Raw genomic sequence first — 23,134 nt, forward strand, 5'->3', positions numbered from 1 at the left:
GCTGCACTACGCGCTAGTAACGTAGCCTTCCGCAGTGGATTGACAAGCCGCGCCGGCCGTCGCTTCGGCGGCGATCCGGTGAAGGTTTCTCAGTCGAAGATCGCGATGGAGTCGCCGGAGAGCGGGTCCACAGCCCTGTTGACCGTCTTGACGACGTCCGCGATCCCCGGTGTCCGCATCATGGCGGCGAACTGGTCGAGGCTGATCAGCGAGCCCCCGGCGTTGAAGGCCTCTCCTGTGCGGGCCGGCGGCGGCCACGCCTTGCTCGGGTCGGCGTACGTGCCGTCGGTCGGGCGGGTGGCCGCCCAGGGGATGTCGCGGATCTGCTCGCCGGTCGAGAGCTCGATGACCGTTCCGTTCGGGTCGTCGGGAAGGTAGGTGTACACGTCGCCGCCACTGATCACCGCCGAGGTCTGACCGTCGGCGTAGTGGGAGGCGCCGCCTAGCGCCTGCATGGATCCCGAGGTGTGCACGACCTGGACCTCCCCGCCCGGCACCTCCTTCCAGGTGCAGTTCTCCTGCGTGTGCCGCTCGCAGGCGAATCCGTGCTGCCAGGTCTTCACCTGCGGCCGGGCCTGCCAGCTGAACAGGTTCGCACCGGACGGCCCGGTCAGAACCAGCTCGCTGCGTTGTGCGGCGCCGGTGGAGCCGTTCGAGATGGCCAGCGTGAGGCCGGGCGGCAGGATCGGTTTGACGGCCGCCGCGATCGTGGCGTCCGCCGTCTTGTGCCGCTCCAGGGTCGCCTGATCGACCGGGGAGTCCGGGTCCAGGAGGGTGGAGACGGCGGAGAACCCGGGCTTGGAGATCAGGGCCATGAAGTCGTCGGGGGACAGCAGGGCGCCGGAGGCGTTGAAGCTGGTATTGGGCTGGGCCGGAGGCGGCCAGGGCGCGTCGCCCCAGTCCTTCGGCGCCCTAGCGGCGTACTGCTCGTGCGAGACCGTCGTGGCCAGGGCCACGTCGACCACGTGGCCGTCGGCGGCCGCCGGGAGGAACTCGTACTCCGCGTTCACGGTCAGGACCTGCTTGCCGGTGCCCGGGGCGTAACCCGAGTTGCCGCCGTAGTCGGCGGTGAAGTTCTTGGTCTGGATGTACAGGGTCCCGCCCGGCACGGTGCGTTGGCTGCACACCCCGCCGACCACGCAGCCCCCCTCTTCCATCGCGCGATTCCGCTGGCCCTTGGGCGAGGAGGTCAGTGAGAAGTCGTTGCTCCCCGTCGGGCCGACCAGTTGGTATCCGCTGTTGGGCACCTGTGATGTGGACCTGACGACGGACAGCCCCTTCGGCAGCAACGGGTTCAGTATGCCGGGCAGCCTGGAGGAGATGTCGTGGTTCTTGTCCCACACGGTCTGCCCGGTGGGCGGCGCGGCCGAGACGGTCGGGGTACTGGAGGCCGCCGGTACGGGACGCGCCTCGGTCGATGATCCGCTCAACCAGATCGCCACCGTGGCCCCCGCGGCCACCATGAGACCGGAGCCGGCGGCGCCGTACGTCCGCATCAATCGACGGCGGTGCAACACGATCTCCACAGCCGGCCCTATCAGGTCCCGGTGTTCCTTCTCGTTCCTCATCGCCGCCCCGCTCAGCATTCGGCGCACGTCCTCGTCGCCATCCATCGGCTCCACTCCAGAACTGTTCATCGGCGGGCCTGCTCCTCGAACGCCAGCGTCAAGCGTTCGCGCAGCTGCGCGACGGCCCGCGAGGTCTGGCTCTTCACGGTCCCCTGCGTCACCCCCAACAGTGCGGCGGTCTGTTCCACGCTCATGTCCTCCCAGAAGCGCAGCACGATCACGGCCCGCGCCCCGGGTGGCAGCCCGGCCAGCACTTCCAGGACGACGCCGTCGAACGGCTCGCCGGACTCCGTCGCGACCGGTTCGGTCAGCCCCTCCATCGAGACCATGGGGAGCTGCCTCTTGTCCTTGCGGTACTGGTCGAGGAAGCAGCGGTAGACGACCTGCCGGGCGTACGCCAGCTGGTTTTCGACCTTCCGCACCCTGCGCCACGCACGGAAGATCTTGACGAAAGCGGACTGGACGATGTCCTCGGCCAGATGCCAGTCACCGCACAGCAGATAGGCGCTGCGCCTCAGATGACCCTGAACCGCCGCCGCGAATTCGCGGAACTCCTCTTCGGCTTCGGTCATGCCCCCCGCTCCCTCGGTCACTTTCCACACAGGGAACGACGGCATGGTCCAGGCAGGTTGGAAGGAACCCGGAGTTTTTCACGGGGCCATCGGTGGTGCGGTCACGAAGGATGGCCGGACCCGGACATCTGAGGCGGGTCCGGCCTGGAACCGCCGATGTGCGGTCTTGAGGAGCGTCAGCCCCCGCAGGCCTCGGCGAGGGACTGGGCGTCGGTCAGCGCCTTCGACGTGTCCGGCCGCTTGCCGCTCTGTGCCTGGGACATGATGTCCGACAGGTCGTCGGCGACCTTGTTGATCGCCTTCTTCACCGACGACGACTTCGCCTTACCGGCAGCGTCGTGCAACTGGCGGATGGACGACTGGACGCTGCTGAGGGCGTCCTTCGGGTCGCTGGCGCCCTGGGCCTTCTCGGCGTTCTGGATGGCAGTCATCGCCGCGGCGCAGCCCGGGTCGGAGCTCCCGTTCCCGCCGGAGTCGCCGCCGAGGCTGCCGCCGCTGCTTCCGCCGGAGCTGTCGGAGCCGTCGGAGACGTCGGATCCGCCGATGAGACCGCCCGAGCCCCCTTGCGACGAGCCCTTGTGACCGCTCGAACCGCTGCTTCCGACCGTGCCCTCGCTCGCGCAGCCCGCGAGGAGCAGCAGCGTGGTGGCCGTCGCGGCGGCGAGCGCGGGTATCCGATGACGAGTGGACATGATCCAAACCCCCGTGGCTAAAACCATCTCGTGTTGGCAAGCACAGTAGCTGACAGTGGCTGTACGTGTCAGCGAACTGGGAAACGCGTCACACTCCGGCTCGCAGCGCGTCCACCGGTTCGCGTCGTGCCGCGCGGACCGCCGGATAGACGCCGGCCGCCAGACCGACCAGCGCGCCGGCGACCGGGGCCGCCAGCGCCAGCCGCAGATCCAGCACCGGGGTCCATCGGTGCGCGGCCGAGACGGCCACCACGCCGAGCATCCCCAGGGAGGCGCCGACGACGCCGCCGACGAGTCCGACGCCGGTCGACTCCAGCAGGAACTGGTAGGCGATGTGGCGGCGGGCGGCTCCCAGCGCCCGGCGCAAGCCGATCTCGCCGGTCCGCTCGACCACGGTCACCAGCGTGACGTTGGCGATGCCGACCGCCCCCACCACGAGCGAGACCAGGCCCAGGATCAGGAACAGGGCGTCGGTGTCGCCGGCGACGCCCTTGCGGGCCCGTTCCAGGCTCGGCGGCGCGACGACCGTCAGCGCGGCCGAGCGGCCCGGAGCCAGGGCGACCGGCGCCTGGCCCGCGACCTGCGCGGCCGCTCCGAGCGCCGTGGTGATCAGGACCCTGCCGGGCGGGCCGAAGCCGAGGCGGTCGTGCGCGGTGGTCGGGGGCAGGATCACGGTCGCGGCCAGGAACTGCTCCCGCCCGATGCCGCCGAGGATCCCGATCACCGTGAACGGCTGCCCGTCGACGAACACCGCGGGCGCCTCGCCGAGGTCGCGGATCCCCAGCAGGGCCGCGGCCTGGTCGCCGAGCACCGCGACCCGGTCGTGCCGGGCCACCATGCCGGCGTCGAAGAACCGCCCCGCGGTCACGGTGCCGCGCACGGCCCCCGGCAGGCCGGTGGTCGCCGCCACGACCGGGATCGAGGCGCCGGCCCGGGCGGGGTCGTCGAGCGCGCTGGCGCGGACCGGGAGGTCGTGGCCGGCCGGGGCCTCGGCGAGGGCGGCGGCCGCCGTCACCCCGGCCAGACGCGTGACCTGCTCGGGACCGTCCCAGTCGAGCAGCGGGAGGTCGGTGGACCCCGCGGCGGGCGCCGGGGCGGTGACCGACACCGTGGTCGCGGTCATCGCGTCGAAGCGGGTGGTGATCTGGTCGGCCGCGGTGGCGGCGACCCCGAGGGTGATGACCAAGGTCGTGATGCCGAGCACGGTGCCCAGCGTGGTGAGCGCGGAGCGCAGGGGACGGGTCAGCAGGCCGATGAGGGTTTCGGCGACGAGGTCGCGAGGGTCGTAGCGGTTACCCGGCCTGCTCACAGGGCGACCTCCACGGTCTCCTCGGTCAGGACGCCGTCGGCGATGCGGACCCGGCGGGCGGCGCGGCGGCTGACCGCGTCGTCGTGCGTGATGACGAGCAGTGTGACCCCTTGGGCACGGAGCTCGTCGAAGAGGTCGAGGAGGGTCTCGGTGTTGGCCGAGTCGAGGTTGCCGGTCGGCTCGTCGCACAGCAGCAACGCCGGATCGCCCATCAGGGCCCTGGCGACGGCGACCCGCTGCCGTTCGCCGCCGGACAACCGGTTCGGCAGGAAGTCCGCGCGGTGGCTCAGGCCGACTCGGTCCAGGGCCGCGAGGGCTCGGCGGGACCGGCCGCGGCGGCCGCTGCTCCCGCCGTCGCTTCCAATGCTGCTCCCGCCGTGGATCTCGGCGAGCTCGACGTTCTCGCGGGCGCTGCGGTGTGACAGCAGGTGGAAGGACTGGAACACGAAGCCGATCCGCCGGCCGCGCAGGACCGTGCGTTGCCCGTCGCCGAGGACGGTGGTCTCGACGCCGTCGAGGGCGTACGACCCCGACGTCGGCCGGTCCAGCAGGCCCAGGACCGCCAGCAGCGTCGACTTGCCCGAACCGGACGGTCCGACCACGGCGAGGTGGTCGCCGCGCCGGACGGTCAGGTCGACGTCGCGCAGCGCCCGCACCGGCGGGGTCGCCGGATACTCGCGGCAGAGGCCGTGGAGCTCGATGACGGATTCGCGGCCGCTCATGCCTGGACCGCCACCCGGTCGCCCTCGGCCAGCGGCGTGCCGGCCCGCGGCTTGATCTCGACGTAGCCGCTCGCGGCGAGGCCGAGGGTGACCGGGAGCGGCTCCAGCGTTCCGTCGGCCCGCAGAACTCTGATCTTCGCCTGGCCGTCCGCCGACGTGAACACCGCGGCCACGGGGACGGCGAGCACGGGACCGTCGCTGGCACCGACGGTGACGGTCATCTGGACGGCGCTGTCGGCGAGGCCGGCCAGCGACTCGGGCTTCGTCGCGGTCACGCGGACGGCGACGGGGGCGTTCGGGTCGGTTGGCGGGTTCGGGGCGTTCGGAGTGTCGGGAGCGTTCGGGGCGTTCGGCGCGGTGGGGCCGGTGCCTGTTGTCGCAGAACCCGAAGTCGTGCCTGACGCGCTGTCGGCGACGGCCGCCTCAGCCCCCAGAACACTGACCACGCCTTGCGCGGGGGCTCCGGACGGGACCGCGATGCTCACCGCCATGCCACGGCGCAGCAAGGCGGCGTCGACGCCGGGGACCACAGCCTGGACGTAGAGGTCGTTGCTCGTCGCCGTGGCCACCGCGCCGGTCGGAGCGTCGCCCGGCTTCACGTTCACCTTGTCCAGTCGAGCGGGCAGCGAGGGCAGGAAGACGACCTCGCCGGCGGGGACCGTGGTGCCGTAGCCCTTGAGATAGTCGTCGAGTTGGTTCTGGGCTCGGTTCAGCGCGTCCTTCGCGCCTTGCAGCTGGAGCGCCGACAAGTCTTTGTTGCTCGTTCCCGAGTGGGCTCCGGTGCCTGTCGGGGTGGCGGAGGCCGGCGTGGCGGCGGTCGGGATGGTCGTCGCGTTGTCGTACGCCTGCTGCGCCGAAAGCTTCGCTTCCTTCGCGCTCTGCACCGCGGACCTCAGCGTCGCGAGCTGTTGCGCCTGTGCGAGGGTCGGTTCCTGCGCGGTGTATCCCTTGTGCCGGTACCAGGTCCGGACAGCGTCGGCGGTGGCGGTGCTGAAGGTCCCGTCGACCGGTCCGGGGTTCATGCCGAGTCGCTTGAGCGCCGCCTGCAGCTGTTTGACGTCGTCGCCGGAGGTCCCGAGGCCCAACGTCCGATACATCGGGACGGTCCCGGTGAAGACCAGCACCGGCCGTCCGCTCACCTCCATCAGGACGTCCCCCTCGGCTACGGTCGCCCCGGCGACCGGCGCCTTGGTGACGCGCTGCGCGACCGTCCCGACCGCGTCCCCGACGCCGACGTCGCCGCCGAGCTGGATCGGCTGCGGCGAGGCGTAGTGGACGGTGCCGTTGGCGATGACGGTCGCGGACAGGAGGCGTTTGGTCACCGCCGCCGTCACCGGCGTGGCCGGCGGGGGACGGTGCGCGGCGGCGGCGTCGGCCGGGGACTTCAGGCTCGCGCCCGCGACCCAGCCGCCGGCCCCGGCGAGTATGACGCCGCCGAGGACGGCGGCGAGGACGCGGCGTCGTCGGGAGACGGAGCCAGCCGCGAGATCAGCCGCGGCTCCGGAACTTGAACCCGCCCCGGAACCGGAACCAGAACCGGAACCAGAACCAGAACCGGAACCGGCATCCGGTTTCCCAGGAGTCTGATTCTCCAGCTCCGCAGACTCGCCGCTGCTCACCCGACTCCCTCCGCGCCCGGGAACTGCTTCAGCTTGGGCAGGTAGGCCGCGCGGAAGGCCCGGCCGCAGTCCAGGTCGGCGAGCGAGGCCTGGATCTCCGCGGTGAGCAGCGGGGTCGCCGTCGCCACGTCCAGATGCCCGCCGGGAGCGTCATGCGCGTGGCGGGCGGCTTCGCCGAAATACTGGAACCGCAGCGCCGTCCGGATTTCGGTGACCTGGGTCGACGACACCGTGATCCCCTTGCCGCGCAGGCAGTTCGCGTAGCTCTGGGCCAGCGCCACCAGGGCCGGGTCGCCGTTCAGGTTCTGCCGGTCCTGGCCGGCGCGGACCGCGTCGGCGTGCGCGGCCGAGGAGGCGGCCGCCGGGTCGGGCTGGTTCGGGTAGACCTTCGCCATGGCCTGGCCGGTGCAGCTGTTCGGGTCGAACTTGGTGCCCCTCTGCTTGATCATCGAGGAGTCGCCGACGAGCGTCGTGTCCCACAGCTTCTGCTGTGCCGCGTCCAGGGCGCCGCGCGCCGCGGTGTTCGGGTCCTGCGGCACGTCGACGTGACCCGGCACGTTCGGGTCGTTGGGGTAGACGTACTGGGCGTAGGCGCCGTAGCCGTACTTGGCCAGCACCGCTTTGGACGCGTCGTAGTCGGCCTCGTCGTCGATCGGCGAGTCGGCGGCCGTGGGCTTCGGGATCCAGGCCTGGTAGGCGAAGCCCTTGCCGCGCATGCAGACCGCGATGGCGTTCTGGAGCTGGTACGACTTCTTCATCTCGGCGTCCGTGTCGGCGGGGATGGCGAGGGTGCCGTCCCCGGTGTTCCCGGCGGCGCTCGGCGCGCCGCTGGAGGTGCCGCCGGAACCGCCGGGCCTGCCGTCTGACGTGGAACGGCCGTCCGACGTGGGGTGGCCGTTCGAGGCGCCGGAGCCGCAGCCGGCGCCGAGGAGTGCGACGGTGGCCGCGGCGAGGGCCGCCGCGACGGTTTTCGAGCGCATGACAGTGCCTTTCGAAGGTCGGTGATGTGATGGTGGGGCGGCGCGATGCGCGAATCATCAGAGGGCGGCGTCGCGCATCCGGGGATCGGCGGCGAGGGCGACCAGCGTGGTCGGACTGAGCGGAGGGGCGTCGGCGTGGGCGTCGAGCGCGTCGCGGTAGTCGGCGACGACCACGACGCGGGTGCCGTCGGGCCAGAGGTACGCCGCGCCCCAGGCCGGGGAACCGTCCTGGGCGGCGGCCGTGAACGTCCAGGCGCGGCCTCCGGCGCCCGCCGTGGCCGCGCAGTGGGCGACGGTTCCGGCCCACGGCAGCGGTCCGGGACAGCCCGAGCCGTCGCGGGCCGCGTGGACCTGGATCTCGGCCAGGCCGGACTGCCACACCAGCTCGACCCGGACCGCGGCCGGGTCGCGGGCCGGTTGGCCGATCGCGGTGCGGTCCGGGGCCGCGGCGGCCACGGCGGCGACGACGCCGGGTGCGGGCTGGCGCTCGAAGCCGGCGCCGGCCGGTGGGGCGGTGCCGGGCCGCGGGCTCGGGACGCCGGAGCCGCCGGAGCCGCCGACCGCCGCCAGCGCCCCGAAGGCGGCGAGGACGACGCCGGCCGCACCGGCCGTCATCGCGGCGGCGCCCGAGGCCCGGCGCCGGCGACGCCGCCGGGCGCCGCGCTCCATCGCCGGGGCGATGAGGCCGGGCAGCGGCGGCTCGTCGCCGGCGTCGAGGTCCGACAGGACCAGGGACAGCCAGGCGTCGTCGGCCGGCGTCGGCGCGCCGTCGAGGCCGTCCCGTCCCCGTCGGGGGAGAAGGTGCTTCACCGCTGGATTCCTCCGTCCTGGAAACCGGTGCGCGTCGCGGAGGTGTCGGCTCTTGAGCCAGGCAGCGCGGAGTCACCGTCCCCGTCGCCGAGCCGGGCGCGCAGCAACATCAGCCCGCGCGAGGTCTGGCTCTTCACGGTCCCGGTGCCGCACCCCAGCGCGTCGGCCGTCGCCTCCACACTGAGGTCCTCCCAGAACCGCAGCAGCAGAACGGCCCGGCACTTCGGCGGCAGTGTCATCAGCGCCTGCCGCACCACCAGGCGTTGCGCGATCGGGTCCTCCCGCTCGGCGACGTCCGGCAGCACCTCGGTCGGCGTCTCGTGCCAGCGGCGCCGCCGAGTCTCGGTGAGGAAGGTGCGGTAGAGGACGCGCCGCGCGAACGCGTCGACCTCCCGACCGCGACGCACGCGGGGCCACACGGCGTAGAGCTTCACCAGCGTGGTCTGCGCCAGGTCCTCGGCCAGATGCCAGTCCCCGCACAGCAGGAAACCGACCCGGCGCAGGTGGCTCTGGCGCGCGACGGCGTACTCGCGGAAGCCTGCCTCGTCGTGCTCGTCCACGCGCCTCCCTCGGTTGTCACGTCGGGTATACGCGGTGGGAGGCGGGAATGGTTGGAACCGCTCATTCGGATGCGAGGGCCGAAAGCGCCGGTCTCCCGCGGACCCGCGCGCCGGAGCCGTCGAACGGGTCAGCCGGGCTCGGCCAGGATGCGCCCCACGCCGGCCCCGAGGACGATCACCCCAGCCACCACCAGCAGCCACGTCATCATGCTCAGCACCAGTCCGAACGGGCCGTACTCCGCCACGCTCCGCCCGGTCACCGTCGGCATCACCGCCCGGGATCCGAGTCCGAGCGCGACCTGCCCGAGTCCGGTCAGGAGCGCGGTCGGCAGCAGCCGCCGCCAGCCGACGCGGCGCAGCAGCAGCAGGTGCGGCGTCCACCACCACAATCCGACGCTCAGTACCGCCGACGCGCCCCACCCGAGGACCAGCAGGCCGCCCTTGCCCGCCCGCATCGGCGCTTGCGCGGCGAGCACGGCCACCCACACCAGCACCCACGCCAGCCAGCGGACCGCCGACGACCGCATGGGTCCGGGCTTCAAAGACCACTGCCTCTCGTAGAGGCGCTGCAGCCGCCGGGTCAGGCTGGTCGCCGAGATCAGCGCGGCGACCACACCGACGATGCCGATCGCCTCCCGCAGCGAGTTCTCGCCGTTGAAGAACGTGGTGACCGTCTGGGCCGACTGTCCCTGCACGCCGAGCTGTTGGCTGAAGCTCTTGCGGACCTGGTCCCGGAGGGCGTGCGGCAGGAACGCGATGATCGCGAGGGTCATCGGCAGCGCGGTGACGAAGATCTGCGCCGCCACCGCGAAGCAGCGGTCGATGGTGTCCGGGGCCAGCACGAAGCGGACGACCTCGGCCGCCTTCGGGTGCCGCTCGTCCAGCCGGCCGCGCAGCTGCCGCAGCGATGCCGCCCGCCGCGAGAGCCGCTCGGCCGTCCTCCGCACGAGCCCGGCGCCCGCCCCGCTCTCCTCCTCGTCGGCGGTCATCCGACCGTCCTCTCCGTCCCGTTGCCGAAGCTAGGAGCGGGGAACGGCGCGCACGCGTTGTGCGGGGCATTCGGTGGATCACCCGAACACAGCAGCATAGGACGCTCCCGGCGGCGGTATCGACCAGGGGAGGAGGGGCGGACGAGGATCGAGGAGAGCACCGATGCACGGTGGTTGCGCCCCCGGATCGCGCGCGCTGACGGCGCTGCCCGGGCCTCCCGGACCTTCTGGGGCGCCGAGCCTTGAGCGGGTCGACCCGTGACCGCCTCGGCGAACGGCGGCGGCAACGGCGAGCCCGTCGACCGGAGCGCGTCCGGCTCCGGCGGCGACGCCGCCGACCGCGCCGAGATCGCGGCGCTGCGGGCCCGCGTGGCGGAGCTCGAAGCGGCCAAGGCGTCGGCGGCCGCCGCTCCCGCTCCCGTGAAGAAGCACCGGATCAGGTCTTTCTTCTCGGCGCTGCTCATCTTCCTGGCGTGGATCCTGGCACCGCTGGCCGTCGTGGCCGCCTGGTCGGCGAGCGTGGTCGGCGACACCGGTCGTTACGTCAGCACCGTCGCGCCGCTGGCCAGGAACCCGGACATCCAGCAGAGCGTCGCGAACCGGACGACCGACGCCATCATGAGCCACCTCGACATCCAGACCCTGGTCCAGGAGGCCGCTCCCGCCGACCGGCCCCGCCTGGACGCGGTGCTGCAGAAGGCGGCCGGGCCGGTCACCAGCGCGCTCACCAGCTTCGTCCACGAGCAGACCCTGAACCTCGTGCAGAGTGACTGGTTCGCCTCCTTCTGGGACGACGCCAACCGCGCGGCCCATGCTTCCGTGGACAAGCTGCTGACCGGCCAGGGCGGCGGCGCGGTGCAGGTGAAGAACGGCGCCGTGACCATCGACCTCGCGCCGGTCGTGGACAAGGTGAAGACGCAGCTGGTGGCCAAGGGCGTCACGGTGGCCGACAAGATCCCCCAGGTCCATACCGACATCACCGTGATGCAGGCCGAGCACATCAACAAGTACCGCACCTATTTCCGCCTGCTGCAGATCCTCGGCGTCTGGCTGCCGTTCGTCTTCCTCGCCTGCGTCGCCGGCGGTGTGCTGCTGGCGAAGAACCGTCGGCACGCCCTCATCGTGGCCGGGCTCGGGGTGTTCGTCGCGGCGGCCCTCGTCGGCATCGGCGTGCGCGCCGGTCGGACGTTCTATCTGAACGCCCTGCCCGCGGACGTCTCCCAAGCCTCGGCGTCCGCCGTCTACGACATCATGTCCCGCTTCCTCATCACGACCAACCGCACCGTCGCGATCCTCGGACTCCTCGTCGCTCTGGCGGCGTTCCTGGCCGGCCCCACCCGGGTGGCCGGTGCCGTCCGCGGCTTCTGGCACGCCGGCATCGACTCCACGCGCCAGTTCGCCGACCACCTCGGCATGCGCACCGGTCCGGTCGGCGCCTTCGTCTACCGCTTCCGCTCCTGGATCACCTGGGGCGCGGTCGTGATCGCCGGGGTCGTGTTGCTGCTGTGGCACTATCCGACGGGGATGGTCGTGTTCTGGCTGGCGCTCGCCTGTCTGCTCGTGTTGCTGGTGGTGGACTTCCTGTCCGAGCCACCGGCGGCGGGAAGCGAAAGCGGCAAGACGGCCGGCGGCCAGACGGCTTGACCGGTCGACCGGCTGACCGGCTGACCGGCTGACCGTTGATCACAGGGGAGGGCCAACATGGAGGTCACCTACGTCTGCCAGGCGGCGTCTCCCGCCCGGCCGAACGACGACTTCGTCCTCGCGACCGAGGACTTCGTCATCGTCCTGGACGGTGCGACGGCCCCGGCCGGGGTCGACTCCGGCTGCGTCCACGACGTGCCCTGGCTCGTCGCCCGGCTCGCCGTGAACCTCGCGGCGGCGCTGCTGACCGATCCCACGGCCGGACTCGCCGACGTCCTGCGCGACGGCATCACGGCGACCATGGCCGACCACGGCGACACCTGCGACATGGAGAACCCGGACAGCCCGTCGAGCACGGTCGTGATCCTGCGCCGCGGCCGGGACGCCGTCGACTACGCCGTGCTCGGGGACTCGGCGATCCTCATCGAGCGCGGCGACGGCGAGCTGATCGTCGCGCATGACGACCGCACGGCCTTCCTGGACGACCACTCCGTCGCCGGGGTCAGCAGGCTGCGCAACACCGACGAGGGCTTCTGGATCGCGTCCAACCGGCCGGAGGCGGCCGCGCGAGCCATCGTCGGCGGCGTTCCGCGCGCGGAGGTGAAGCGCGCGGCGCTGGTGACCGACGGCGTCACGCGCCTCGTCGAGCGCTACGGGCGGACCTGGCTCGACCTGCTGGACCGGCTGGATAAGCACGGCCCGCGCGAAGTCCTCGCCGACATCCGTGCCGAGGAGCTCGCCACACCGCCGGGCACGTATCGCGGCAAGGCCCATGACGATGTCACGGCGGTCTTCTGCCGCTTCTGACCGGGTGACTGGGCGCCGACGCCGTCGGGCACCCGACTCAGAGGTCTGCGGTCCTTCGTGGCCCCGGCCGATGCCGGAACCGGTCGTGCTCGGCACGGTCGGCTGCCTCATCGCCGGATTGTTCGCGGTCGTCCGGGTTCGTTCCGGCGGCAGCCCGCGCGTGTTAGCGTCGGGCGAAGGTATCCAACGGGGAACAAAGTGGGATCAGGCTGGCGGATGCTCTTCTGAACCCCAACCACCCACTGAGCAAGGGCAGCAAGATGACGAAGTTCAAGCGCACCGTGATCGCTTCGATACTGTCTGTGGCGGCGCTGACCGCCGGGGTCGCGGCGGTCGCCCCGGCGGTGCACTCCTCCCACCAGCACAACCAGCCGGTCGCGTCCGACATGGGCCCGCGTGACGTCGTGAAGCCGACCTACTGAGCCCCAGCACCTTCCGGCGCGCTTTCCAGCGCGTCCCGCGGCGCCTCTTCGGGGGCGTCGCGTTTCAATGCGGCGAACAACTCGCCGGCCTCGGCTGCCCAGCGCCGGGCGTCGTCGTGGCGCCCGAGCGCCGTCGCACACGCCGCCATCCCGTTCCGGGCGCGGGCGGCTTCGATGCGGAAGCCGATCGCGGAAGCCTTGCGGTACGCGGACTCGAACGCGTCCAGGGCCGCCTGGTGTCGGCGCGCGTGGTGGCGGAGCCGTCCGATGATGTTGGCCACGGCCGCCTGCCGGACCGGGGAGCCGCCGGTCTCGTCCAGGCGCCGGGCACGGTCGGCGAGGTCGGCCGCCGCGGCGGCGTCGCCCTGGAGCTGGCGGACGAGTCCGGTGTAGGCGAGGACCAGCGCGATGTTGGCCGGGAGACGCGATTCGTCGGCGATCGAGGCGGCGCGGTCCAGACAACGTGTGGCCTCGGCGAGGTCCTCGGCGCTCGGCTCCGCCTCCTCCCGGTTCAACCACGCGGCGACCTCGTCGGCGAGTGCGGCGATCTCGATGTCGACCGACCGCGATTCCCGGCCGATCCGCGCGGCCTCCCGGGCGGCGGCGACCGCGTCGGCCGTCCGGCCGCGGTTCTCGTGCAGTGAGCTGAGCACGGTCCACGCCTCGGCGGCTTCCCGCAGGCGTCCGGCCTGCCGGTTCAACGTGATCGAGCGCTCGATGTGGGGCAGCGCCTCCGCCAGCCGTCCCAAGGTGGTCAGCAGCAGGCCGAGCGAGCCGAGGCACCCGGCCTCGGCGGCCAGGTCACCGGTCTCGACGGCTGCGGCCAGGCCCTCGCGGGCCAGCGCCACGCCCTCCTCCAGCAGACCGAGCTTCCAGGACGCGACGGCGAGGTTCGACAGGCACAGCTCCAGGAGTGCGGGATCGGCCAGGAGGCGAGCGGCTTTCAACGCGTCGCCGGCCACGTGGTGGTAGTCCTCGAACAGTCCGCGCAGGTTGAGGAAGAACGCCGTGTTCCGGCCGAGTGCGATCGCCTGCATGGGGAAGTCGCCGGCGGCCTGCTCCACGGTGCGGATCAATGCGGGACGCTCACGATCGGCCCATGCCAGCGCGGTGTGCGCATCGTCGAACGGCGGCAGCGGGCCGGCGAAAGACGCCTCGGTGCCCGCCAGCGGCCGCCATCCCGCGAACACGATGCCGCACGCCTTGTCGGTGGCCGCGCGATAGTAGGCGACCAGGCGGCCGAAGGCGGCTCGGTCGTCCTGCGTGCTGTGGGGGTCGCTCAGTCCGCGACCGAAGGCTTTCACCAGGTCGTGGAAGCCGTATAGGCCGACGCCGAGGTCTTGGAGGAACCGGGTGTCGAGCAGGTGTTCCAGAGTCTGTTCGGCTTTCGGCAGCGGGCAGTCCAGGAGCCCGGCGGTCGCGTAGGCGTCCACGCTGCCTCCCGGATGGTGGGCCAGCATGCGCAGTGCCGCGCGGGACCAGTCGTCCATCGCGTCGTACGAGGAACGCAGCGTCGCCTCGACGCTGCGTTCGGAGGCGCTGAGCTCCGCCAGGCGGCCGGACTGGTCGTCGAGGCGGCCGACCATGTGGTCCAGGCTCCAGCGCGGCCGGTTCCGCAGGCGGGCGCTCGCGATGCGCAGGGCCAGGGGGAGGTGGTCGCACAGCTCGGCCAGGCGGGCGGCGGCTTCGGGTTCGGCCGCGACGCGTTCCTCGCCGAGGGTGTGGTCGAGCAGACTGCGGCTCTCGGCGGCCGACAGCGCGGTGAGGGAGACCGGGACGGCGCCGTCGAGGTCGAGGAGGGCCGAGCGGCTGGTGACGATGGTCAGCACGCGCGGGGACGGGGCCAGGAGCTGCCGGATCTGAGCGGTGTCCAGCACGTTGTCGAAGACGACGAGCAGGGCGCGGCCGGCGGTCTCCTGGCGCCAGCGGGCGATGCGCAGGTCCGGGTCGTCGGGGATCCGGTCGGGCGGGACGCCGAGCATGCGCAGGAGGTGGTCGACGACCGCCTCCGGGCGGGCCGGGGCCTGGCCGGGGGAGAAGCCCGCGAAGTCGACGTAGAGCCGGCCGTCGGGGAAGTGCCCGGCCGCTTCGTGGGCCGCGCGGATCGCGAGCGCGGTCTTGCCGCTGCCGCCGATGCCGTCGATCGCCACGATCCGGGCGCCGGTGGAGCGTTCGGCGACGGCCACCGCGGCGATGCGGCGGAGCTCGGCGGCGCGGCCGACGAAGTCGGGGACGTCGTAGGGGAGGGTGTCGGGGGCCGCGGGTGAGGGTGGTGCCGGGTGGGCCGCGTCCTTCGGCGGGCTTGGTCGGCTGTCCGAGCGGCTCGGCCGGCTGTCGCCGGGGCCGTGGCCCGAGCCCGGCGAACCGGCCGGAGGCTTCGGTGCCGCGCCCAGGACGGGGTCTTCGCGCAGGATCGCCTCGTGCCGGGCCGCGAGCTCCGGTCCGGGGCTGATGCCCAGGTCGTCGCGGAGCCGGCGCCGGAACGTGTCGAACTCCCCCAAGGCCTCCGTCTGACGGCCGGCCCGATACAGGGCGAGCATCAGCTGCCCGCGTGGCCGCTCCCGCAGCGGATGCTCCGAGACCAGGGCGCGGAGCTCGCCGACCAGCTCCGCGCCCTCGCCGAGGGTGAGCCTGGTCTCGTAGAGCAGCTCCAGGGCCGCGAGGCGGCCCTCTTCCACGCTGACGGCGACGGTGTCGAAGTACCCGGTGCGGACACCGTCCAGGAAAGGGCCCCTGACCAGGGCCAGCGCCTCGCGCAGCTCGGTGGCGGCCGCCGCGGCGTCGTCGTGCGCGATCCGCTCCCGGGCCCGGCGGACCGCCGCGCCGAAGCGTTTGACGTCGACCTGGTCGTCGTCGACCTCGATGCGGTAGCCGGATCCGACGGTCTCGATCAGGGACATCCCGTCGGGCAGCGTCCGCCGCAGGCGGGAGACGGCCTTGCGGACCTGGTGGACGGCGCTGTCCGGCGGGTCGCCGTCCCACATGGCGTCCATGATGCGGTCGACCGAGACGACGTAGCCGGCGTCGACGAGGAGCGCGCCGAGGATGCGCTGGAGGGGTGGGGCTGTGAGGGGTATCCGCTCGTCGGCGGCCCACACCTCCAACGGGCCCATGAGGCCGAAGCGCAGGTGATCCCGCATCCACGCCTCCCTGCCGTGACCGGTTCGCCCCTATATATGGAAATTATCCAGGAATCGAGCGGGGATCGCAGGGGTATCGGCGGGCGACAGGCTGGTCAGGACCGATCCGAGCAGGAGATCGAAAGGATCGCTGAGGATGGACGCCAGCATGGGCACCATGGGCACCGCCACGGCCGGCGGCGCCACCCACACCGTGCTCGACCACGTGGGCGTGGCGCGGCTGTTCCGGCTCCAGCGCCTGGCCCCGGCCGAGGCCGGCGGGCTGTGGGTGAAGTGGGAGCGGGCCAACCCCGGGGGCAGCGCCGAGGACCGGCCGGCCCGCCACATCGTGGACGTCGCCGAGCAGCGCGGGCTGCTGCGGCCCGGCGGGACCATCGTCGAGGACAGCAGCGGGGACTTCGGGGTGTCGCTGGCGATGGTCGGTGCGGCGCGCGGGTATCGGGTGATCGTCGTCGTGGGGCCGGAGGCGTCGGGCTCGACGCGGGCGGCGCTGCGGGCGTTCGGGGCCGAGGTGGTGGTGGCGGGCGCCGGCGGGGCTGCCAGGGCCGGGACCAGGGGAGGCGCGGAGGTCGGGGGCTCGGTGGGGTCGGTCGGCTCGGCGGGCTCGGCCGGCTCGGTGGGCTCGGTGGGCGCGGCGAGCTCGGCGGGTGCGGCCGGTGCTGCGGACGGCGCTGGCTCCGCCGGTTCCACGGGCGTCGCGGGTGCCACGGGCACCGCCGGCTCCACGGGCGTCGCGCGCGCCGGGCTGCCGTCCGAATCGGCGGCGGCCGTGGCGAATCGGCTGGCCCGCGAGATCCCCGGGGCGTTCCGGCCCGACCGGCGGCTGAGCCTGCTGGATTCGCAGGCGCACTACCTGACCACCGCCCGGGAGATCCTGGAGGAGACCGGCGGCGACTTCGACGTGCTGGTCGCGGCGGTCGGAGCCGGCGGGCAGCTGGCCGGCCTGTCGCGGCGGCTGCGGGAGCAGGCCCCGCACGTGCGCGTCGTGGCCGCCGACCTGGCGAGCGCCTCGGCGAGCTCCGGCTCGGGCCGCGGCTGGATCGCCTGGAACCTGGACTTGGGCCTGATCGACGCCGCCTACCGCGTGCCGACGGCGGACGCGGCCGGCGCCTGCCGCGCGCTCGCCCGGCACGAAGGCGTGCTGACCGGTCCGGTGTCCGGTGCCGCGGCGCTGGTGGCGCTGCGGGAGGCGCTGATGGCGGGCCCGCGGGCGCGGGTGGTGGCGGTGCTCGCCGACGGCGGGGACCGGCACCTGGACACGGTCTATGACGCGGCCTGGCTGGCCGGGCGCGGACTGCCCGCGGAGATCCCGACGTTGTCTGAGATCCGGGCGCGGGCGCGGGGGGTGGCCCCGGTCGCGCTGCCGTCGGCGGCGAGCCGCCGGACCGTCGGGGCGCAGCGCACGGCCGAGGAGCCGGCATGATCATCGCCGCGGTGGAGGCCCCGGCCTTCAGCCTGGACCGGCTCGTCGCCACGGCCGGCGTCCGGGGCGTGCGCACACGGGTGGTGACGCGCGACGCGGACGTGCGCTCTCCCGAGTCCGACGCGGCCGCGGGCGAGGAGTTGGCGGTGACGCTGGTCAACACCTGCGAGATCGCCGGCTCGCCCGATCCCGACGCGTGGTCGAAGGCGGCGCTGACGACGGCGATCGGCCTGGTCCTGGATCATCAGAGCCCGAACGCCGAGGTCCTGACGAGGAATCGCGCCGCCCTGCGGAGCCGGCTGTATCAGCACGGGCTCTCTCGGGGACCGGGGTTCGCCTTCGGCCCGGGAGCCTCCCGCGAGTCGCTGCTGCGGTCCCTCACGTTCCCCACCGTGATCCGGGACGCCGCGGGCATCGCGGACCGCGCCGGCTGGCTGGTCCGGAGCCCGGCCGACCTTGACGCGGTCCGGGCCGCGTCGTCGGCCGGGGAGATGCTCGGCGACGTGCTGACGGCGGAGCCGTACTTCGACGGACCGGTGTGGGATGTGGAAGTGCTGGCCTGGGGCGACCAGATGTGGGTCAGGTCGGTGGAGCCGCGTTCCGAGGCCGGTTTCCCGGCCGGCCGACGGGCCGACCTGAACAGCTGGCTGTCCCGCGTCCTGCACTGCGTCGGCTTCCACCGCGGCTTCGTCCACGTCGAGGTCGCGCTCGCCGGCGGCACGTTCGAGGCCGTGTCCATCGAGATCAGCGCGGGCTATCCGCAGCTGGGCGAGGATCTGTGCCGCGCCCTGGACCGTGGCGCCGTCGCCGTGTTCGGCGACCTCGTCCTCGACCGCCGCCCCGGCTCCGGTCCCGTTGCCGCCGGCAGAACCCTGCTCTACGCCGGCGACATCGGGAAGACCGGCGCCGCGATGCCGATCCCGGAGGCGGTGGCCGACCCGAGCGGCTGCGTTGCGGTGCTCCTCGCCTCCGGCGTGACGGCGGAGTCGACGTTGCTCGCCGCCATGGCGTCGAGTGTGGCGCCGTATATGCAGCCTCAGCTCGGCTAGTGTCAGTCCCCTGGGACTGGCGGCCTTGGGGTGGGGAGATGGTATGGATCCGCTGACCGGTGATGATCCGCGTCGGGTGGGGCGGTATGAGGTGCTCGGGCGGATCGGGGCCGGGGGGATGGGCCGCGTCTATCTGGGACGGTCCGGTTCGGGGCGGTTGGTGGCGATCAAGGTCATTCACCGGGATCTGGTCTCCTCGGGGGAGTTCCGGGTGCGGTTCGGGCGGGAGATCGCCGCGATGCGGGCGGTGGGTGGCTTCTATACCGCCGCCGTCGTGGACGCTGACGCGAATGCCGAGCAGCCTTGGCTGGCCACGGAGTATGTGGCGGGGCCTCCGCTGGATCAGGTGGTGCGGGAGCAGGGGCCGGTGGCGGGCGAGCAGCTTCGGCTGCTGGCCATGGGGCTGGCCGAGGCGCTGGGGGCCATTCACGCCGCCGGGCTGGTGCATCGGGATTTCAAGCCGTCGAACGTGTTGCTGGCGGCGGACGGGCCGCGGGTCATCGACTTCGGTATCGCGCGGGCCTTCGACGCCACGCAGTTGACGTCCGCGCAGCATGTGATCGGGACGCCGGGGTTCATGGCGCCGGAGCAGTTGCGGGACGGGATCGTCACGGCGGCGGCGGACGTCTTCTGTCTCGGACTGACGCTGGCGTACGCGGCGACGGGACGGTTGCCGTTCGGGACCGGCGGGATGATCGAGTTGTCGTTCCGGGTGGTCAACAACGAGCCGGATCTGGAAGGGGTACCGGCCGCGCTCCGGAGGATCATCGAGCGCTGTCTTGCGAAGGATCCGGCGGAGCGGCCGGTGATCCAGCAGGTGCTTGAGGCGTTGTCCGGAGCGGGTGGAGAGGGGGGTCCGGCAGCCGTCACCCAGGAGGCGTACCTTCCGCCTCTGGCACTTCCGGGCAACGGCACAGGGCCGACAGGGAACCGCCGCATCGTCCCGCTGGCCGTCTCCTCGGTCGCTGCGCTCGCGATCGCGGCGGGCATCGGCACCTGGTACTTGGGCGATGGTAAGAGCTCTGCTTCGGGAGGTGCGGCCGGAGCCGACTCGGCGACTCACTCCACCCCGCCGACCACCGTGACCCAGTCCTCCGCCGGGCAGTTGCCGGCGACCCTGAGCACCTCCTCCGGCGCGACCACGCCGGCCACGCCGACCTCGCCCACCAGCACCGCCCCGCCGACCGTCACCGTCGGCAGTCTCAACTTCCCCGAGAACAACGTCCTCGCCGAGATCTACGCCCAAGCCCTCACCGCCAAGGGCATCAAGGTGACTCGCAAGTTCAATCTGGGAAGCCGCGAGGTGGCCTATACCGCGCTCCAGGGCGGCACCGTCAACGTCGTCCCCGAGTACAACGGCGCCCTGCTGAGCTATGTCGAGAAGGACGCCACCGAGAACACGAAGGGCCCCATCGACGCCGCGCTGGCCCTCCATCTGCCCGCCGGCTTGGAGATCCTCGACCCTTCTCCGGCGGAGGACAACGACACCCTCGTCGTCACGTCCGCCACCGCTGCCAGGTACAACCTCACGTCCGTCTCGGACCTCACCCGCGTCGCCGGCGACCTGACACTCGGTGCCGCGCCGGAGTTCCAGGACAGGCAGCAGGGCCTGCCCGGGTTGGCCGCCGCCTACGGTCTGAAGTTCAAGAGTTTCAAGGCGCTGGACGCCGCAGGGCCGACCAGCGTCGCCGCTCTTCGGGACGGCACCGTGCAGGTCGTCGACCTCTACTCCACCGATCCCAGCATCGTCACGAACAAGTTCGTCACGCTGACCGACGACCAGAGCGCCCTCGGCGCCCAGAACGTGATCCCGCTGGTCGACAAGGCGGGGCTGCCCCAAGCCGGCGTGGACGCGCTGAACGCCGTCTCGGCGAAGCTCACCACCGCCGTCCTACGTCAGCTGATGGAACAGGTCATGGTCGAGAAGAAGAGTCCCGCCGACGCCGCCCACGCCTGGCTGGCGTCGGCCGGATTGGGGTAGGCGCCGATACGGCCTGCCAGCGCTCCAGCCATCACGGGCCGGATAAGGCAGAGTTCTTATGAAATCGGCCTTCTCTCGATGGTACGTTCGCCCGGTGTCTCGGACTCCGTCGGCCGGCATGGCTGTGGTGATCGTGCTCTTCACACTGGTCGCGGGAACCGGTTGCGGCAGCAACTCCCCGGCCTCTGACGCGGCAGGAGCCCTGCCGCGGACCACTGGTGCCGTCTCGCCGTCGGGGAACTCCTCGTCGTCCACCGGCACGCCGCCATCCGCTGCGGCCTCGTCGCCGACGGCGCCCACGACCCCCGCGACGGCCGAGGCTTCGTCGAAGTCCGCCGCGCCCACGAAGCCGCCGACCAAGGCGCCCTCGTCCTCCGCGCCGCCGGCCGCCGGCGCCAAACCGCCGCCGGGTTCCTGGCCCGACGCGGGAAACACCGGGGTGAAGCCGGGGATCAAGCTGGTGCCCAAGAAGGGCGAGATCAACGTCAACACGGACGGGGCCGTCATCGAGAACATCGATCTCGTGGGGGACATCCGGGTCGAGGCGAACAACGTCACCATCCGCAACGTCCGAGTCAGCGGACCGCAGGGCGGCGACATCAACAACTGGGGCATCCTGCAGTGGGTCGGCTATCACGGCCTCACCGTGGAGGACAGTGAGATCGTCGGCAGCTCCACCACCGAGATGCGCACGGGCATCATGGACCCCGGCGGGGTGGTGAACGTGCGGCGGTGCAACATCCACGGCATCAGCAAGCACGGCATCGACACCACGCAGGGCGTCATCGAGGACAACTACATCCACGACCCGTTCTGGTTCGCGGCCGCCGACGGCGAACTGGACTCGATCCGGATCAGCGGGTCGCCGGACAACGGGACGTCGCTGCTGATCCAGCACAACACCCTGATCGACACGAACACCGTCAACGGGGCGATCAGCATGTTCGAGACGGACGGCGGCCAGCCCACGCGCGTCACCATGGAGGGCAACTACATGGCCACGTGGGGGTTCTGCATCTTCGCGGGCGGGGCGAGCGCGCCGACCAGCTACATCGTCGCCAAGGACAACGTCTTCGGGGCGAAGTTCAAGGACGGGTACAGCTACGTCACCGAGTGGAACCGGCACGGGACGGGCAACGTCTGGTCCGGCAACACCTGGGAGGACGGCAGACCGGCGCCCCTGATATGAGGACACGGATCGGAGTGTTCAGAGCCCTGACGGCTCTGGCGTTGGCCGGCCTGGGGCTCGGGAGCGTGCCCGGAGCGGCTGCCGGGGCGCCGTCCAGGGTCGCGGCGTCCGATGTCGCGGCGCCACCGGGCTGGAAGCTCATCGCGAGCGACGATTTCACCGGCTCCGAACCGGGCTCCGTGTGGGGCGAGTACGGCGGCTCCTACGGAATCGGCGCGAACGCCTGGAGCGCCGACGAGGTCTCCGTCAGCGGCGGCACGCTCCGCGTGAAGATGGAGCACAAGAGCTCCCAGGGCAAGCCCTACACGTCCGGCGGCGTCGGCATGTGGGGCCTCACGCAGACCTATGGCCGCTACGAGTTCCAGGCGATGGCGCCGACGGTCCCCGGCATCGACTCCTACATCACCCTGTGGCCGCCGGACGGCGACGACAGCGACGCGATGCTCGTCGAGCTGCTGGCCAAGCCGGCGGTGCCGCCCGCGCAACAGGCCGCGTATGTGACCATCAGCTACGGCGGGAAGAAGGCCGACGAGACCGTCCCCGGCAACTACTGCGGTGCGTTCCACGACTATGTCATCGAGTGGACGCCGACCTACGAGTCGGTGACCGTCGACGGCAACCTGTTGCTGAAGTCCTCAGGCTCGACTTCCATGAAGCGCTGGATCGGCTTCGTGACGAGCAATGGCGACACCCTCACCGGGACGCCTCCCGCCTCGGCGTCGCTGCCCGCGGAGTTCGACATCCGGCACCTGCGGGTCTATGCCTACAGTCCCGGAGCACCGGGCAGCACGCCGACGACCAAGGCCTCGGCGTCGGCCTCGACCCACCCGCCGACGACGGCTTCGTCGCCGACGACGTCCGCGAAGACGGTGACGCCGTCCACGCCATCCACGCCGTCCACGCCATCGACGCCGAACGCGCCGAGCTCGCTGGCGTCCGCAGTGGGCTCGGTATCGCCGTCCGCCCCATCGTCGCCGCCGGCACAGTCCCTACCGGCAGCGAATCAGGGTGATGCCACCACTTCGCACGGCAACGGCACCGGACCCTACCTCCTCGCCGCCGGTCTGGCGGGCGCGGTGGGGATCGGAGGCGCGGTCTTCCTTCGGAGGTCCCGTGCGGGGCGCGGGGCTCACCGCTCCAGACCGCAGTAAGCATCAGCGGTGCGATGGAGGCGCCGGGCGCCGGGCGCCGCGCTCGCCCACGGCAAGGCAAAAGCCCTGGCCTTCGTCATGGCCAGGGCTTTGCGCTGAGTGCTGTTACAGGGAGTCGATCGCATCATCGGCCTCTCCCCTTCGGGAGGGTGCGGTCAGATGCGGGACAGCTTCATCGCGGCGGAGGTGCGGGCCGCGTCCAGGCGCTGGGCCGAGCGCTCGGCGTGGGTGGAGACGCCGTGGCCGTCGGTGAAGAGAACGCCGAGGTCGCGAGCGGTGCGCTTGGAGGTGATGGACCGACGGAACATGGGGTGCCCCTTGTCTCGAACCTTGACCTTCGAGCTTGTCTCGAAGTTTTTCGAACTAGTAAGAGTATGGCACTTGCTTCGAGATTCGTCAAACTAGAAGGCGATCGAAACAGGTCGCGCGGAGCAGGGCACGCCGACGAGCGCCGGAGACCGCGAGGGTAGACTGGTGAGGCGTTCCGGCGGTGGGGCCCGCCGTACA

Annotated in this window: 20 protein-coding genes; 8 read left to right on the forward strand and 12 right to left on the reverse strand. The window is 72.1% G+C overall.

Annotated features, from left to right (window positions below; translation table 11 throughout):
- Positions 1 to 89: 89 nt before the first annotated feature.
- The 10 genes from ABD466_RS31360 to ABD466_RS31405 form a co-directional block, all read right to left on the reverse strand.
- Complete coding sequence (locus tag ABD466_RS31360) at positions 90 to 1,637, reverse strand: hypothetical protein (protein ID WP_344660824.1); 1,548 nt, start codon at positions 1,635 to 1,637, stop codon at positions 90 to 92.
- A complete protein-coding gene (locus ABD466_RS31365) occupies positions 1,634 to 2,140 on the reverse strand; it encodes a SigE family RNA polymerase sigma factor (protein ID WP_344660825.1) in 507 nt (168 codons plus the stop codon). Before ABD466_RS31365 ends, ABD466_RS31360 begins: the two co-directional genes overlap by 4 nt.
- Positions 2,141 to 2,316: 176 nt before the next feature.
- Complete coding sequence (locus ABD466_RS31370) at positions 2,317 to 2,832, reverse strand: hypothetical protein (protein ID WP_344660826.1); 516 nt, start codon at positions 2,830 to 2,832, stop codon at positions 2,317 to 2,319.
- Positions 2,833 to 2,920: 88 nt separating this feature from the next.
- Complete coding sequence (locus ABD466_RS31375; RefSeq protein WP_344660827.1) at positions 2,921 to 4,141, reverse strand: ABC transporter permease; 1,221 nt, start codon at positions 4,139 to 4,141, stop codon at positions 2,921 to 2,923.
- Positions 4,138 to 4,863: an ABC transporter ATP-binding protein gene (locus tag ABD466_RS31380; protein WP_344660828.1), complete on the reverse strand. Its 726-nt coding sequence runs from the start codon at positions 4,861 to 4,863 to the stop codon at positions 4,138 to 4,140. Before ABD466_RS31380 ends, ABD466_RS31375 begins: the two co-directional genes overlap by 4 nt.
- Positions 4,860 to 6,482 (reverse strand): peptidoglycan-binding protein, encoded by a 1,623-nt coding sequence (locus ABD466_RS31385; RefSeq protein WP_344660829.1) that lies wholly within the window; start codon positions 6,480 to 6,482, stop codon positions 4,860 to 4,862. Before ABD466_RS31385 ends, ABD466_RS31380 begins: the two co-directional genes overlap by 4 nt.
- On the reverse strand, positions 6,479 to 7,462 hold the full coding sequence (locus ABD466_RS31390) for a hypothetical protein (RefSeq protein ID WP_344660830.1): 984 nt from the start codon (positions 7,460 to 7,462) through the stop codon (positions 6,479 to 6,481). Before ABD466_RS31390 ends, ABD466_RS31385 begins: the two co-directional genes overlap by 4 nt.
- A 57-nt stretch (positions 7,463 to 7,519) precedes the next feature.
- The gene (locus ABD466_RS31395; RefSeq protein WP_344660831.1) at positions 7,520 to 8,272 is read right to left on the reverse strand and encodes a hypothetical protein; all 753 of its coding nucleotides are present in this window, start codon (positions 8,270 to 8,272) and stop codon (positions 7,520 to 7,522) included.
- On the reverse strand, positions 8,269 to 8,832 hold the full coding sequence (locus tag ABD466_RS31400) for a SigE family RNA polymerase sigma factor (protein ID WP_344660832.1): 564 nt from the start codon (positions 8,830 to 8,832) through the stop codon (positions 8,269 to 8,271). Before ABD466_RS31400 ends, ABD466_RS31395 begins: the two co-directional genes overlap by 4 nt.
- A 128-nt stretch (positions 8,833 to 8,960) precedes the next feature.
- On the reverse strand, positions 8,961 to 9,821 hold the full coding sequence (locus ABD466_RS31405) for a YhjD/YihY/BrkB family envelope integrity protein (protein ID WP_344660833.1): 861 nt from the start codon (positions 9,819 to 9,821) through the stop codon (positions 8,961 to 8,963).
- Between the two features lie 258 nt (positions 9,822 to 10,079).
- Between ABD466_RS31405 and ABD466_RS31410 the strand changes: the two genes are divergently transcribed.
- From ABD466_RS31410 to ABD466_RS31420, 3 genes are all read left to right on the forward strand, one after another.
- Entirely contained in the window at positions 10,080 to 11,465 is a 1,386-nt protein-coding gene (locus tag ABD466_RS31410) for a hypothetical protein (protein WP_344660834.1), read from the forward strand.
- A gap of 57 nt (positions 11,466 to 11,522) precedes the next feature.
- Positions 11,523 to 12,272, forward strand: coding sequence for a protein phosphatase 2C domain-containing protein (locus ABD466_RS31415; protein ID WP_344660835.1), 750 nt, complete (start codon positions 11,523 to 11,525; stop codon positions 12,270 to 12,272).
- Positions 12,273 to 12,532: 260 nt separating this feature from the next.
- The gene (locus ABD466_RS31420) at positions 12,533 to 12,694 is read left to right on the forward strand and encodes a hypothetical protein (protein WP_344660836.1); all 162 of its coding nucleotides are present in this window, start codon (positions 12,533 to 12,535) and stop codon (positions 12,692 to 12,694) included.
- Here the strand turns inward: ABD466_RS31420 and ABD466_RS31425 are convergent.
- Positions 12,688 to 15,834: an AfsR/SARP family transcriptional regulator gene (locus ABD466_RS31425; protein ID WP_344660837.1), complete on the reverse strand. Its 3,147-nt coding sequence runs from the start codon at positions 15,832 to 15,834 to the stop codon at positions 12,688 to 12,690. The two genes, ABD466_RS31420 and ABD466_RS31425, sit on opposite strands and share 7 nt — an antisense overlap.
- A gap of 136 nt (positions 15,835 to 15,970) precedes the next feature.
- Between ABD466_RS31425 and ABD466_RS31430 the strand changes: the two genes are divergently transcribed.
- The 5 genes from ABD466_RS31430 to ABD466_RS31450 all read left to right on the forward strand — a co-directional run bounded on the left by ABD466_RS31430 (position 15,971) and on the right by ABD466_RS31450 (position 22,627).
- Positions 15,971 to 17,257, forward strand: a complete 1,287-nt coding sequence (locus tag ABD466_RS31430; RefSeq protein ID WP_344660838.1) for a PLP-dependent cysteine synthase family protein — start codon at positions 15,971 to 15,973, stop codon at positions 17,255 to 17,257.
- Complete coding sequence (locus ABD466_RS31435) at positions 17,254 to 18,306, forward strand: ATP-grasp domain-containing protein (RefSeq protein ID WP_344660839.1); 1,053 nt, start codon at positions 17,254 to 17,256, stop codon at positions 18,304 to 18,306. Before ABD466_RS31430 ends, ABD466_RS31435 begins: the two co-directional genes overlap by 4 nt.
- Positions 18,307 to 18,349: 43 nt before the next feature.
- Positions 18,350 to 20,287 (forward strand): glycine betaine ABC transporter substrate-binding protein, encoded by a 1,938-nt coding sequence (locus tag ABD466_RS31440; RefSeq protein WP_344660840.1) that lies wholly within the window; start codon positions 18,350 to 18,352, stop codon positions 20,285 to 20,287.
- A gap of 94 nt (positions 20,288 to 20,381) precedes the next feature.
- A complete protein-coding gene (locus ABD466_RS31445) occupies positions 20,382 to 21,476 on the forward strand; it encodes a right-handed parallel beta-helix repeat-containing protein (RefSeq protein WP_344660841.1) in 1,095 nt (364 codons plus the stop codon).
- A gap of 14 nt (positions 21,477 to 21,490) precedes the next feature.
- On the forward strand, positions 21,491 to 22,627 hold the full coding sequence (locus tag ABD466_RS31450) for a glycoside hydrolase family 16 protein (RefSeq protein ID WP_344660842.1): 1,137 nt from the start codon (positions 21,491 to 21,493) through the stop codon (positions 22,625 to 22,627).
- A 155-nt stretch (positions 22,628 to 22,782) separates the two neighbouring features.
- On the opposite strand, the gene ABD466_RS31455 is transcribed toward ABD466_RS31450, so the two are convergent.
- Positions 22,783 to 22,935, reverse strand: coding sequence for a hypothetical protein (locus ABD466_RS31455; protein WP_344660843.1), 153 nt, complete (start codon positions 22,933 to 22,935; stop codon positions 22,783 to 22,785).
- Positions 22,936 to 23,134: the final 199 nt, after the last annotated feature.

This window comes from Catenulispora subtropica (assembly GCF_039531675.1).
GTDB lineage: Bacteria > Actinomycetota > Actinomycetes > Streptomycetales > Catenulisporaceae > Catenulispora > Catenulispora subtropica.